We start from the raw sequence: 13253 nt of genomic DNA, 5'->3' as shown, positions 1-13253 counted from the left end.
ACCGCTTCGCGGTCCCCCTCCCCCGTTTCGCTTCGCTACTCGGGGGAGGATGAAGCTTTACGCCGCCTCCGCGCCTCGCCGCAGGCGCCAGAACCTGAGCGTGCGCATGGCCGCGTCGCGCTGCAGTTCAGCATACAGCTTGGCGTAGCTGTGGGCCTTGCCCATGGCGTTGTCCTCGGCGTTCAGGATGACCACGGCGAAGGTCAGGAACAGGGCGCGGTCCAGGTCGGCGGCCTTGCAGACCACGGCGAGCGCATCCAGCTCCTTCTTCTCGACGATCGAGCTGGCGGTGTGGAAGTCCACGTCGGCCAGCTGGGCCAGGGCGATCAGGAAGGACGTGCGGCTGCCCGAGCGCAGGAAGCGGGCCAGCATGGTCGGGCTCAGCTGGTTGGCGGCCTTCAGTTCCTCGACATAGGCCAGGCACTCGGCGTAGTCGGCCGGCAGGGCGCCGTCATCGGTGGCGACCCGGGCGCGCCCGGCGGCCAGGGCGCTTTCCAGCAGGACCGGGTCCATGGCGGCGTTCTGTTCCAGGATGCGCTGACGCAACCGGGCCTCGACCACGAAATACATCTCGTTCAGCAGGTCGGGCGGCAGGGCCGTGCGTTCCACCGTCGCGGCGTGCAAGGCCGGATTGGCCTTGGCGCGTTCGACGGCAGTCTCGGTGGCGGCGCGCGAGAGGCGGGCGCCGTCGTTTCGCAACAGACTGCCCAAGGTGTCGTCGTCGCCGCGCTGGACGATGATCTCGGACACCGCCTCGGACACGGTCGCTCGTTCGGACACGGCCTTCAGATGAGCCTGGCCCTTGGAGCGGACGACGCCCAGCAGGTCGTCGTCGGTCAGGACGGTGGAGGCGCGCAGCACCGCCTCGGCCACGGCCACCTCGTCATTGGCCAGGCGGCGAATCAAGCCACGCGGCGCGTCGGGCGACAGGGCGAAGCGCGCCGACAGCTCGGCACGGACGGCGGTCTCCATCTCGGCGGTCAGGTCGGTCAGGACGGAATCGTAAAGCGCGTCCTCGGCGGCGCTTCTGTGGGCCGCGCCGAAGAAGTGTTCGGTCAGTTCGCGCAGAAGGGCGCGGCGCTTTTCGGAGGACTGCTCCTGGGCCAGCAGGATCAGGTCCGGCAGGCGCGACCCGGTCTCGACCGGCTCCATCGTCTCGACGTCGCTCATGGCAGGCTCGGATCGGCGTTGGGGACCGGTGCGCGTCGGCCCTGGGCATCGCGCGTGGGTTGCTGGATGTCCGGAGGCGCGGCAAGATCCAGCGCCACGCTGTCGAAGAAGACGGGCTCTGGGATCACCGTCGGATCGGGCTGGCGGCCGGCGGCGCGGTGCACCGAATAGTACCGGGCCTGGGGCTGGCCGGAGGCGGGGGCCATGGTCGGGGCCGGGCTCAGCTGGACTGGAGCGGCCTCGGTGGTCTCGCGCGGGGGCTGGACCGCTGCGCCGTCGGCGGCGGCGCGCTGGGACTGGAGCCGGAAGATGGGCGCGTCGCGACGCGGAGCGATCGGGTCGCCGTCCGCCGAGGAGGGCGGCGGGGCCGACGCGTAGGTCGGCTGGACCATCGAAGATGCAGGCGGCGGGGGCGGCGCGGGCTCTGCGCGAACCGGGGTGACGGGTGCGGGCGGTGGGGCGCGGACCGGGGCGGCCGCCATTTCGGTGGTGGCGTAGGACAGGGGGTCGGGCACGCCGGGCGCGAAGGCTGGGGCGACGCGCGGTCCGATCCAGGCGCTGGCGGGGGTCAGGCCGCCGTCCGTGACCGGCATCGGCGGATTGAACGGCTGCATCGCCGGGCGGGCCAGGCTCCGGGACGGGGCGACGCGGCGCGGAATGATGTCCCGGCGCACGCGGGCGGCGGCGATGTCGGCGGGCGTCGTCGAGGTCGTGCGATTGGCCCAGGACAGGTAGCGCGGCCCGGTCGGCGCGGCGTGCTGGGCCTGAGCCGTGCCCGCCACCGTCAGGCCCACGGCGGCGGCCGCGAGCGCGAGCCGCGTCCGCCGGCTCGGTCGACGCTGGGCGGGGTCTGTCGGCGTGACGGCCAAGGCGGAGCTCCGGTCCGTGAGGGACTGGCTTTCAGCGTAGCGGAGCGCGGCTTAACCCGGGGCTAACGCGGGTTAAGGCCTCAGGCCCGTGACGCCAGCACGCGCCGCTGGATCGCGGTGGTCGCGGCGTTGAGCATCAGACCCAGGATGGCGAGGCAGACGAGGGCCGCCAGAAGCTCGGCTGTGCGCAGGCGATTGCCGGCCTCCAGCAGGCGCCAGGCCAGGCCCTGGGTGGCGCCCGAGCCGGACACGAACTCGGCCACCACCGCCCCCACCACCGACAGTCCGGCGGCCACGCGAACCCCCTCCAGGGCGAAGGGCAGGGCCGAGGGCAGCCGCAGCCGGGTCAGACGCTGAAGCGGGGTCGCGCTGTGCAGGTCGAACAGCCGTTCCAGATCCGGATCGGCCGATTTCAGCCCGGTCAGGACGCCGGAGAAGACGGGGAAGAAGGCCACGGCGGCGGCCAGCGCGATCACCGCCCGGTCGGCGTGATCCAGCCCCGCCCAGATCAGCACCAGGGGCGCGATAGCGACGATCGGCGTGACCTGCAACGCGACAGCCAGAGGAGCCACGGCCTGTTCCGCCGGCCGGCTGAGCGAGACGGCTATGGCCAGGCCGCCGCCCAGGACGGTCGCCACCATCAGCGCCTGGAAGGCCATCCAGAAGGTCTGGAGCGCCGAACCCGCAAGCACGGGCGCGTTCTCGACCAGGGCGACGGCCACGGCGCTGGGCGGGGGCAGGAAGTAGACGGGGACCTCCAGCAGGCGGCAGGCGGCCTCCCAGCCGCCCAGGAGAAGGGCGGTCAGCAGCAAGGCGGGCAGGGCGTCGATCAGGCGCTTCATGCGGCGACCGGCATGGCGTGAGACAGGCCACTGGCCACCGCCTCGACGGCGTCGCGGAAGGCGGGGTCGCGCCGCCAGCCCTCGGGCCTGGGCAGAGGGCCGGGCATGGGCACGTCGGCGACGGCGCGGCCGTCGGCGGCGGACAGCACGACCACGCGGCCGGCCAGATAGGCGGCCTCCTCGACGTCGTGGGTCACGAAGACCATGGCCAGGGGACGCTCGGCCCACAGCCGGTGCAGGTCCTCGATCAGGCCGCGTCGGGTGATCGAGTCCAGCGCCGCGAACGGCTCGTCCAGCAGCAGGAGCTCGGGACGGATCGACAGGGCCCGGGCGAGGGACACGCGCATGGCCATGCCGCCGGACAGCTGGCGCGGGCGGGCGGTGGTCCGGTCGCCCAGGCCCACGGCGGCGAGGGCCAGATCGGCGCGGTGGCGGGCCTCGGCGGCCGGGACGCCGGACAGCTCCAGCGGCAGGGCGACGTTGGTCCGGGCGTCGGCCCAGGGCATCAGGGTCGGGCTCTGGAACACGAAGCCGGTGGCGTTCGGCTGGGCGGGGCGCTGGACCGATCCCTCTGCGGGAGCCTCCAGTCCCGCGAGCAGCCGCAGGGCCGTGGACTTGCCCGCGCCTGACGCCCCGACCAGGGCGACGATCTCGCCGGGGGCGACGGCAAGGGTCAGGGGGCCGAGCGCGGGCCGGTCGGCGTAGCGGACCACGGCCTGATCCAGCCGCGAGATACAGCTCTCCGCCCCTTGGGCGGAGACAGGCCGCGCAGCGGCCAGAGGCGGGCCCGTCATCGCCTCACCGTCCTGCCTCGGCGGCCTGCGCGATATGCTGCAGCAACCCCGCCAAGTCCCGACGAACCCACCCGGCCGAAACCCGTAGCGTTCGGACACCCTGCTCCGCCAGCCATCGATCGCGCCTAGCATCGTGAGCCGCCTGCGCCTCTTCATGATGCGTCCCGCCGTCGACCTCGACGGCCAGGCGGGCGGCGTCGCAATAGAAGTCGAGGATGTAGGGGCCGAGCGGGTGCTGGCGGCGGAACTTCAGCCCGTTCAGGCGTTTGTCGCGGAGCCAGTTCCACAGCGCGGCCTCGGGCGTCGACATGGACTTTCGCAGAGTGCGGGCACGGTGGAGGGCTTCCGGGTCGGGGTTCATGAGGGATGGGGGTGCGAGAACGGGCCCGCCTCTGGCGGCTTCGCCGCCTGTCTCCGCCCAGGGGGCGGAGAGCCGGTAGTGGAAAATCTAGCCACGGCCGGGCAGGAAGGCGTCGGTGAAGGCGTCGCGCCAGCGCAGGTCCAGCGGATAGACGCCGGACTGGCTGGTCACCTCGAAGAAGGCGCGCCAGCGGTCGAGGGTCATGGTCCCGAGACCATACAGGGCGGCGTCTCCACCGTCGACGATGCCGTATTCGCTGAGCTTGGCGCGGGCCTGGTCGAGCACGTCCTGCGTCATCTCGGGGTTGGCCTGGCGGATCAGGGCGTCGGCGGCGGCCGGGTCGCCCCGCATATAGTCGCGCCAGCCCTCGGCCGAGGCGGCGATGAAGGAGCGCAGGGCCGTGGCGTTGTCCCGGGCGAAGCCGTCCGGCGCCAGGACCATGGTGGCGTAGGAGGGATAGCCCTCGTCGGCCAGCAGGAAGACGCGGGGCTCGAAGCCGGCCTCCTTCTGGATCGTATAGGGCTCTGAGGTCAGATAGCCCTGCTGGACCGCGCGTTCGTCGGCGATGAAGGGGGCGGGGTTGAAGTTGTATTTGCGGACCTGGTCGTCGGTGAAGCCGTATTTGGCCTTCAGCCAGACCCAGAAGGCGGTGATGGAGGCGTCGGCCAGCAGGAACGGGCGCCCGGTTAGGTCGGCGATGGTCTCCAGCGCCGGGTCGGGGTGGGCGATCAGGACCTGGGGGTCCTTCTGGAAGAAGGCGGCGACGGCCTTCACCGGCGCGCCTTCGGCCACGAGGTTCAGGGGGATGAAGCTGTTGGAGCCCATGCCGAGCTCCACCGCGCCGGCCGCCAGCAACTGGGGCACGTTCACGCCGGGTCCGCCCTGGATGATCTGGACGTTCAGCCCGCGCCGCTCATAGGCCCCGGACGCCAGCGCCTGGTAGAAGCCGCCGTGCTCGGCCTGGGCGCGCCAGTCGGTGGCGAACCGGATGCGGACCCGGCCCTGGTCATCGACGGGGGCCTCGGAGCCCGAGCATGACGCCAGACCCATGGCGGTGACGGCAACGCCGCCCACCAGCAGAAGGCGGCGGCTGACGAGGCTGTGAGTCGCGGGAGGCGGCATGGCCCGGACGATAGGGGTCGGGAAGGGGGAAGGGAAGGCGACGCTTTGGCCCGCGGGAAAAGCGATCTCAGGCCGACTGCATCAGCTTCTTTGCCGCCTGAGCCAGGAAGCCGGATCGAGTATAACCATGTGCCTCCGCGTAACTATCGATGTCGCGCAGGGCATCCTCGGGCAGGGTGATGTTGACCCTTACAGCGCGCGAACGGACCTCGGCGCGGACGAGGATGGCGACACCGTCGCGATTGTCCGGGTCGGTCATCACCGTTTCCAGGCTGCTGGGTTCCGGGACAGGTTCGCCGTCTTCCGCCAGACCTTCCAGATGAAGGGCGAGAGCCTCCTCAGCGAAAGCGCGCGCCTCGTCCAGCGTCGCACCGGCCGTTGCCAGCCCGGGCAGGTCGGGGAAATGAACGCCATAGTCGCTGTCGGCGTCCTTGTGGATCAGGGCGATGAACTGGGCCATTCGAGTTACCTCAAGCTGATCTGGGCCTGACGCTCGATTGAACGCAGGGTCGCGATCGGAAAGTCGCGTTTGGGATGGGGAACGGTGACCCGCCCCGTCTTGGTCGGGTGGCGGAACTGCTTGTGCGAACCCCTCTGCGCAACCTCGATCCATCCGTCGGCGTGCAAGGCCTTGATGACGTCGCGACTGTTCACATGCGTATAAATACACACAATAGGAGCGACGATCAAGCTGTACGACAGGGGAGCGGTCGGGCTCAAGCAGCGAGCGGCCGCGCCGCGAGCGGTAGCCCCGCTTCGGTCGGGCTCAAGCAGCGAGCGGCCGCGCCGCGAGCGGTAGCCCCGCTTCGGTCGGGCTCAAGCAGCGAGCGGCCGCGCCGCGAGCGATAGCCCACTCCAAAATTGAGCGAGGGGACGAAAGCCCGGTCGAACCGGTACTCGCGTCCCCTCGCCAAGTCCGGGTTGGGACTTGGCCGTTGAGGTTCAGGACCCTGGCTTCGGCATCCGCGAGGCGAACCCCGGAGATGGTCGGCTGTATCCTGGCGGCTCCTGTCCGACGCCGGTCCGGTGTGGCTTGCGCCGCGCCGTCGTTCGTCGATCCCGGCCTGGTTCCTGTCTGCCCCGCGCCGAAACGCTAAAGGCTTGAGGCCTGGGCCCTGCCCGGGATTTCCGCGTCCACCGAAGTGGCTTGGAACCCTTGGTCAGAGAGCCGGACCGACCCGCTTGAAGTCCCGGCTCTCACCGGATTTCCGCGCCGCCGTGTCCCTCGGCCTGTTGACGTTCGCGCCAAACCCGGTAGACGGCAAGCGCTCGATCTCGCCCCGCTGTGCAACATGGCCCGGGGCTCGGTGGACAACCCTGTGAAGATCAGTGGACGGATCGGATTCGCGGCGGCGAATCAGGGATTTGGCTTGTCCACAGAATCCGCTCAGCCGGAGACCAGGGCCTCGCGTTTCGCCTCGAGTTCCAGCCACTCCTCCTCGGCGGCGTCCAGTTTGGCGCGTGCCGCGTCCAGCGCCTTCATGGTCGCGTCGAAGCCGGAGGGGTCGCGGCTGTAGAAATTCACGTCCGCCAGGCGCGCCTCGTGGACGGCGATGTCGGCGGGCAGGGCGGCGATGAGGGCGTCCAGCTCCTTGAGGCGGTGCTGGTCCTTGAAGGAGAGCTTTTTTTGAGGGCCGGGGGTCGAGGGACGAGGGTCGAGAGAGGGCGTCGGAGTGGCAGCAACCGGGGCCGCCTTGCCTTCGACCCTCGACCCTCGTCCCTCGTCCCTCGACAGAAACCCCGGGTTCTGGCGGATGAAATCGGTCCAGCCGCCGGGGGTCTCGACGATGTCGCCGCGCCCGTTCATGCCGATGGTGGAGGTGGCCAGGCGGTCGACGAAGTCGCGGTCGTGGCTGACCAGGATCAAGGTGCCGTCGTAGCCGTCCAGCAGCTCCTCCAGCTTGTCGAGCGTCTCCATGTCCAGGTCGTTGGTGGGTTCGTCCAGCACCAGCATGTTGGCGGGCTTGGCCAGGGCGCGGGCGATCAGCAGGCGATTGCGCTCCCCGCCCGACAGGGTCGAGATCGGCTGGCGCAGCTGGCCCTCCTGGAACAGGAAGTCCTTGGCGTAGGCGGCGACGTGCTTGGAGTGGCCGCGCACCAGGATGGAGTCGCCGCCGCCGGGCGTCAGGGCGTCCCACAGGGTCATGTCGGACTTCAGGCCCTCGCGGGACTGGTCGAGGTAGACGGGTTCCAGGTTGGCGCCGAGCTTGATCGTGCCCTCATCGGGGGCCAGTTCGCCCAGCAGCAGCTTGACGAGCGTCGTCTTGCCCGCGCCGTTTGGGCCGACGATGGCCAGCCGGTCGCCGCGGATGACGCGGGTGGTGAAGTTCTTCAGGATGACGCGCTCTCCCTGCTCCAGCTCTCCGCCCGCTGGGCGGAGACCGGCGGCGGAGCCGCCAGAGGCGGGCCCATGCGGTGAGGACTCGCCCGCCTCTGGCCGCCCTGCGGCCTGTCTCCGCCCAGGGGGCGGAGAGAAGAAGCTCTTGGACACGCCCTTCAGGTCGGCGACCAGCTTGCCAGAGGTGACGCCGGAATCGACGCCGAGATGGATCTCGCGGGGGATGTCCTTGACCCGGAGCGCCCGATCCTGACGCATGGCCTCCAGAGCGCGGGCGCGGCCTTCGTTGCGGGTCCGCTGGGCGGTGATGGAGCGGTAGAAGGTGTAGGTCTCGGCCTCGATGCGCTTGTTGAGGCGGCGAAGGCTCTCGGCCTCCTCTTCCTGGACCTTGGCGGCCCAGTCGTCGAAGGCGTCGAAGCCCTTGTTCAGGGTGCGGACGCGGCGGTGTTCCAGCCAGTGGCAGGACTGGGTCACGCGGTTCAGGAAGGCGCGGTCGTGGGAGACGATCAGGGCGGCGCACTTGGCGGCGATGATCTCCTTTTCCAGGAGCTCGATGGCCAGGATGTCCATGTGGTTGGTCGGCTCGTCGAGCAGCAGCAGGTCGGGCTCCTCGGCGAAAGCCTTGGCCAGGGCGGCGCGGCGGATCTCGCCGCCGCTGAGGCCCCTGGCGGATTTCTCGGGGGACATGCCGAAGGTGGTCAGCCAGGCCTCGGCCATCCAGGGCTCGGCACCGCCCGAGGTGGCGTAGTCGAGCAGGGTCTCGCCGACGATCAGCGGCTCTTGCGGGACATAGGCGAAGCGGGTGCCGGCCTGGACCGAGCGGTCGCCGCTGTCGGCCTCGATCAGGCCCATGACCAGCTTCATCAGCGTCGACTTGCCCGCGCCGTTGCGGCCCACCAGGCAGGACCGGGTGCGCGGCTCGATCGCCAGGTCGACGCCCTCGAACAGAGGACGCTGACCGTCCTGGAGACGGACGTCCTTGAGGGCGACGAGAGGGGGGCGGGCGGAAGAGCGGGGAGCCATGAACAACCTAAATCCTCCACCGCGCAGCGGGGGAGGGGGACCGCGGAGGCCGCTTGGCCGACGGGGTGGAGGGGGCGGAGACAGTTGTGATCTAGGGGATGAGCAGCATCTGCGCCATAGGACGCAGAGTCGATGTGTCCGCCCCCTCCACCACGCTTCGCGCGGTCCCCCTCCCCCGTTTCGCTGCGCTCACAAGGGAGGATCAGCAAGGCCAACGCGAAGTCTGGCGATCTGCAGGACACCTTCGGCGGCCTCGGCCGCATCATGCAGAACCTCGGTAGCGGGGATGCGGACGACCTCGATGCCTTGGACGTTCAGCCAGGCGGTTCGGCGTGCGTCCTTTTCGGGATTGTCGGCGGTTTCATGCACTCGGCCGTCGATCTCGATCGCCAGCTTGGCTGGGGCGCAGAAGAAGTCGAGGATGTAGGGACCGACTGGGTGTTGGCGGCGGAAGTTCGGGCGGCCAGACACACGCTGGCGAAGGTAGGCCCACAAGGCCGCCTCGGGCGGCGTCATCGCGCGGCGGAGACTTCGTGCGCGTTTCTGGGTAAGGACCGGCGCTCTCATGATTGAAACCTCGCACGCTTCCGCCCCCTCCACCACGCTTCGCGCGGTCCCCCTCCCCCGCTGCGCGGTGGAGGATTGATGGCGTTCTGGCAGACCAAGCGTCTGGAGGAGATGACCCGCGAGGAGTGGGAGAGCCTGTGCGACGGGTGCGGGCTGTGCTGCCTGATCCGGTTCGAGGACGAGGACACCGGCGAGGTCGTGCCGACCAAGGTCCACTGCAAGCTGTTCGACGGCGGGCTGTGCCGCTGCACCGACTATGAGAACCGCATCGAACATGTTCCTGATTGCATCCAGCTGACGCCCTGGAACATCGAGACGCTGAAGTGGATGCCGCTGTCGTGCGCCTATCGCCGGCTGGACGAGGGGCGGGGGCTGGCGGACTGGCATCCGCTGGTGTCGGGCGACCCCGAGACCGTCCACACGGCGGGAGTTTCGATCCGGGGACTGACGGTGTCGGAGGAGACCCTGGCCGAGCCGGAGGACGCGCTGGACTTCGAGGCGTCGGACTGGGTCGAGGAACGGGGCGTGTGACACCGGTGGACCGCTAACGATTTGTTCGGCATGCCCGATTAACGCTGTTCGCCTTGCCGGGAGAATCGCGTGGCTAGAAACGAAGCGTTCGACCGGCTGACGGAACTGGCGGCGTCCCTGTTCCAGGCTCCTATCGCCCTGATCACGGCGGTAGACGACGAACGTCAGTGGTTCCGGTCCAATCGCGGCTACGGTGCCGACCAGACGACGCGCCAAGAGTCCTTCTGCCGCCACATGATCGGCCAGCCGGCGGGATCGACCCTGACGGTGCCGAACGCCACGCTGGACCCGCGCTTCGTCGCAAACAGGCTGGTGGCCGAGGAGGGGGTGAGGTTCTACGCCGGTGCCGTCATCACGACGTCTGACGGGCATCAGGACGGCGCGGTCTGCGTCATCGACACGGTCTCCCGCGAGGTGCCCACCGCCGGCCAGATGGAGAGCCTGAAGCTGCTGGCGCAGCTGGCGGGCCAGGAGATCGACAACGCCCGCCTTATGCGCAGACAGGCCGAGCATACGGCCATGCTGGAGATGTCGGAGGCGATGGCCGGGGTCGGCCACTGGCGCTATGACGTCGTGACCGAGAAAATCACATGGTCGGATGAGGTCTATCGTATCCACGGCCTTGAGCCGCAGTCGATCGAACCGAAGATGGACGACCTGGCCGGCTTGTATCACGCCGACGACCTGACCGCCGTGCGGGCACTGATGGCGCGGACGCTGGAGACGGGCCAGGGCTACGACACCCGTCTGCGGGCGTGGAGGGGCGCGGACGAGCGGGTCACCCGCGTGAACGCGCGCGCCGAGCTGGACGAGGACGGTCGGCCGGTGGCGATCTTCGGCGTGTTCCAAGACATCACCGAGATGGTCCGGGCCCAGAGCGCGTTGGAGACCAGCGAGGCCCGCTATCGCATGCTGGCCGAGACGGCGACCGATATCGTGACTCGCTTCGATCCGACCGGGAAGTTCCTCTACGTCTCGCCGTCGGTGCGGCATGTCCTGGGCCGCGAACCAGAGCAGATGCTGGGCAAGGATTGCACCGGGATCATTCCGGAAGAGGATCTGGCCATCATCCGCGAGACGCTGACGGCCTATGTCGCTGCCGGTCCGGAGGCGGCACCGCCAAGATACGAATACCGCGCCCTGAAGGCCGATGGCAGTGCGCTCTGGCTGGAAGCCACGCCGCGGGCGATCCGCGACGAGCGGGGACGACTGGTGGAGTTCCACGACTGCGTTCGCGACATCACTGCCCGCAAGGCCTCAGAACAGGCGCGGCAGGAATTGCTAGACACGCTGAGGCTGGCCGAGGATCTGGCCGGGCTGGGCTCGTGGAAGCTGGACGCGATCACGGGCCAGGTGCGGTGGTCGGACCAAGTCTATCGCATCCACGGGGTCGACTCGCGGTCGTTCGACCCGAGCCTGGACGACGCCGTCGAATTCTATCATCCCGACGACCGGCAGGCGGTCCGCGACTGGTGCGCGAACGCGATCGAGACGGGCGAGGGCGGAGAGTTTCGGCTGCGTCTCATCCGGGCCGACGGCGAGGAGCGGATCGTCGTGTCCCAGTGCCGACCCGAACGCCGGGATGGGCGCACGGTCGCCCTGTACGGTGTGTTCCAGGACGTCACCGAGCGGGTGCGGGCCGAGGATGTCATCCGCACGAGTGAGGCTCGCTATCGTCTGCTGGCCGACAACTCGACCGATGTGATCGCCGTCTATGGGCTGGACGGGGTGTTCCGCTATCTGTCCCCAGCTATCGAGGGGCCAATGGGGTTCAAGGCCGAAGAGTTGGTCGGGCGACCATTCAGCGCCTTTATGCATCCGGACGATGTGGAACCGGTGAGAAAGGCGTTTCTCGCCTATGCACGGGCGTCGGTCGACGCGGCCTCGCCACGAATTCCCTACCGGGCGATCCGCAAGGACGGCCAGATGGTCTGGCTAGAGGCCCACCCCAGACTGATCCGGGACGATCAGGGACGCGGTGTCGAGTTCCAGGACGTGATTCGCGACATCACCGAGACCAAGGCGCTGGAAGACGAACTGATCGGGGCCAAGGAGGCGGCCGAGAAGGCGGCAAAAGCCAAGTCCGAGTTCCTGGCCAACATGTCCCACGAGTTGCGAACGCCGCTGACCAGCGTGATCGGCTTCTCGGGCCTGTTGCAGGACAGCGAGGCCCTGCCGGAGGCCGAGCGGCGATACGCCGACCGGATCGGGACGGCGAGCGAGGCTCTGCTGGGGGTCATCAACGACATCCTGGACTATTCCAAACTGGAGGCCGAAGCGGTCGGTCTGGACCCCCGGCCGTTCGATCCCGCCGAGATGGCGCGGGGCGCGACGGGCATCGTGGAAGCCCAGTGCGCCGCCAAGGGCGTGGGGCTGGTGGTCGAGGTGGACCCGACCCTGCCGTCGACCCTGATGGGCGACGCGGGGCGGCTCCGGCAGGTTCTGCTGAACTTCCTGTCGAACGCGGCGAAATTCACGATGTCGGGCGAAGTCCGGGTCGCGATCGGCTGGCGCGAGGACCGGATGAGGATCGCCGTCAGCGACAGCGGCATCGGCATCGCCGCCGACAAGATCGACGCCCTGTTCGAGCGGTTCACCCAGGCCGACGCCTCGACCACGCGAGTCTATGGCGGGACGGGGCTGGGGCTGGCCATCAGCCGGCGGCTGATCGAGATGATGGGCGGCGACATCGGGGCCACGAGCCGACCGGGCGAGGGCTCGACCTTCTGGTTCGAGGTGCCCTTGCCGGTGGCGGAAGTCGCCAGCGCGGTCGAGACCAGCGCGGGCATGGACCTGCCGGCCGGGCTGCGGGTGCTGATGGCCGACGACGCGCCCGCCAACCGCGAACTGGTCCGGATCATCCTGCAGGGATGGGAGGTTGATCTGACCACGGTCGAGAACGGGGCCGAGGCGGTCCAGGCCGCCGCCGGTGGGGCGTTCGACCTGGTCCTGATGGACGTGCACATGCCGGTGATGGACGGGATGGACGCGACGCGCGCCATCCGGGCCCTGCCCGGGTCGGTCGGGCGCGTGCCGATCCTGGCGCTGACGGCCAATGTCCAGCCGGAACAGATCGGGGCCTGCCGGGCGGCCGGCATGGACGCCCATGTCGGCAAGCCGATCCAGGTCGTCGCGCTGATCGAGGCGATGGCCATGGCGATCAACGACACGCGGCGCGACCGGGATGGGGAGAAGGCCGCGTGAGCGCCCATGTCATGATCGTCGAGGACGACGAGAACGTGCGCGAGATGATGGACATCGCCCTGAGCCAGGCGGGGTATCAGGTCTCGGCCGTGTCGAATGGCCAGTCGGCGCTGGACCTGTTGAACCGGCAACGGTTCCAGCTGGTATTGCTGGACGTGCATATGCCGAGGATGAACGGGCTGGAGCTGCTGGGCGCCATGAGACGCATGAAGACCGCGCCGCCGGTCGTCATGGTCAGCGCCAACACCCAGGGCGACACCGTGCGGCAGGCGCTGAGCCTGGGGTGTTCGGGATATCTGGCCAAGCCGTTCTCGCCCCGCGACCTGGTCGAGCGGGCCCGCTGGGCCATAGCCGGCCCCGTGCCGATGACGATGCACTAGGGACCATTGCGGCGGCTTCGCTGTTTTCGTCAGTCATCCGAAGACGCGCCGA

At 69.4% G+C, this 13253-nt stretch carries 12 protein-coding genes and 1 pseudogene; 3 read left to right on the top strand and 10 right to left on the bottom strand.

Features of this window, described 5'->3' with window-relative positions:
• Positions 1-57 precede the first annotated feature (57 nt).
• The 10 genes and pseudogenes from ABN401_RS06385 to ABN401_RS06340 form a co-directional block, all read right to left on the bottom strand.
• On the bottom strand, positions 58-1170 hold the full coding sequence (locus tag ABN401_RS06385; RefSeq protein WP_349683995.1) for a DUF2336 domain-containing protein: 1113 nt from the start codon (positions 1168-1170) through the stop codon (positions 58-60).
• Positions 1167-2039, bottom strand: a complete 873-nt coding sequence (locus ABN401_RS06380) for a hypothetical protein (RefSeq protein WP_349683994.1) — start codon at positions 2037-2039, stop codon at positions 1167-1169. Before ABN401_RS06380 ends, ABN401_RS06385 begins: the two co-directional genes overlap by 4 nt.
• A gap of 80 nt (positions 2040-2119) precedes the next feature.
• Positions 2120-2881, bottom strand: a complete 762-nt coding sequence (locus ABN401_RS06375; RefSeq protein ID WP_349683993.1) for an ABC transporter permease — start codon at positions 2879-2881, stop codon at positions 2120-2122.
• Positions 2878-3675: an ABC transporter ATP-binding protein gene (locus ABN401_RS06370; protein ID WP_349683992.1), complete on the bottom strand. Its 798-nt coding sequence runs from the start codon at positions 3673-3675 to the stop codon at positions 2878-2880. Before ABN401_RS06370 ends, ABN401_RS06375 begins: the two co-directional genes overlap by 4 nt.
• A 4-nt stretch (positions 3676-3679) precedes the next feature.
• The gene (locus tag ABN401_RS06365; RefSeq protein ID WP_349683991.1) at positions 3680-4036 is read right to left on the bottom strand and encodes an endonuclease domain-containing protein; all 357 of its coding nucleotides are present in this window, start codon (positions 4034-4036) and stop codon (positions 3680-3682) included.
• An 87-nt stretch (positions 4037-4123) separates the two neighbouring features.
• On the bottom strand, positions 4124-5158 hold the full coding sequence (locus ABN401_RS06360; protein ID WP_349683990.1) for an ABC transporter substrate-binding protein: 1035 nt from the start codon (positions 5156-5158) through the stop codon (positions 4124-4126).
• 67 nt (positions 5159-5225) lie between these two features.
• Positions 5226-5618 carry a type II toxin-antitoxin system HicB family antitoxin gene (locus ABN401_RS06355; RefSeq protein WP_349683989.1) on the bottom strand — a complete coding sequence of 131 codons (393 nt, stop codon included), beginning with the start codon at positions 5616-5618 and terminating at the stop codon, positions 5226-5228.
• Positions 5619-5623: 5 nt separating this feature from the next.
• Positions 5624-5812 (bottom strand): type II toxin-antitoxin system HicA family toxin, encoded by a 189-nt coding sequence (locus tag ABN401_RS06350; protein ID WP_349683988.1) that lies wholly within the window; start codon positions 5810-5812, stop codon positions 5624-5626.
• Positions 5813-6545: 733 nt separating this feature from the next.
• A pseudogene (locus tag ABN401_RS06345) lies at positions 6546-8504 on the bottom strand (ABC-F family ATP-binding cassette domain-containing protein); the annotation flags it as partial.
• A gap of 204 nt (positions 8505-8708) precedes the next feature.
• Positions 8709-9086 carry an endonuclease domain-containing protein gene (locus tag ABN401_RS06340; protein WP_349683987.1) on the bottom strand — a complete coding sequence of 126 codons (378 nt, stop codon included), beginning with the start codon at positions 9084-9086 and terminating at the stop codon, positions 8709-8711.
• Between the two features lie 78 nt (positions 9087-9164).
• On the opposite strand from ABN401_RS06340, the gene ABN401_RS06335 reads away from it, so the two are divergent.
• The 3 genes from ABN401_RS06335 (at position 9165) to ABN401_RS06325 (ending at position 13201) form a co-directional block, all read left to right on the top strand.
• Positions 9165-9617, top strand: coding sequence for a YcgN family cysteine cluster protein (locus ABN401_RS06335; RefSeq protein WP_349683986.1), 453 nt, complete (start codon positions 9165-9167; stop codon positions 9615-9617).
• Positions 9618-9686: 69 nt separating this feature from the next.
• On the top strand, positions 9687-12821 hold the full coding sequence (locus tag ABN401_RS06330; RefSeq protein ID WP_349683985.1) for a PAS domain S-box protein: 3135 nt from the start codon (positions 9687-9689) through the stop codon (positions 12819-12821).
• Entirely contained in the window at positions 12818-13201 is a 384-nt protein-coding gene (locus tag ABN401_RS06325) for a response regulator transcription factor (protein WP_349683984.1), read from the top strand. Before ABN401_RS06330 ends, ABN401_RS06325 begins: the two co-directional genes overlap by 4 nt.
• The last annotated feature ends 52 nt before the right edge of the window (positions 13202-13253 follow it).

The sequence above is a fragment of the Brevundimonas aurifodinae genome (genome assembly GCF_040195595.1).
GTDB lineage: Bacteria > Pseudomonadota > Alphaproteobacteria > Caulobacterales > Caulobacteraceae > Brevundimonas > Brevundimonas aurifodinae.
The sequence above is the reverse complement of the archived record's forward strand: the minus strand, read 5'-3'. Positions and strand labels throughout refer to the sequence as shown.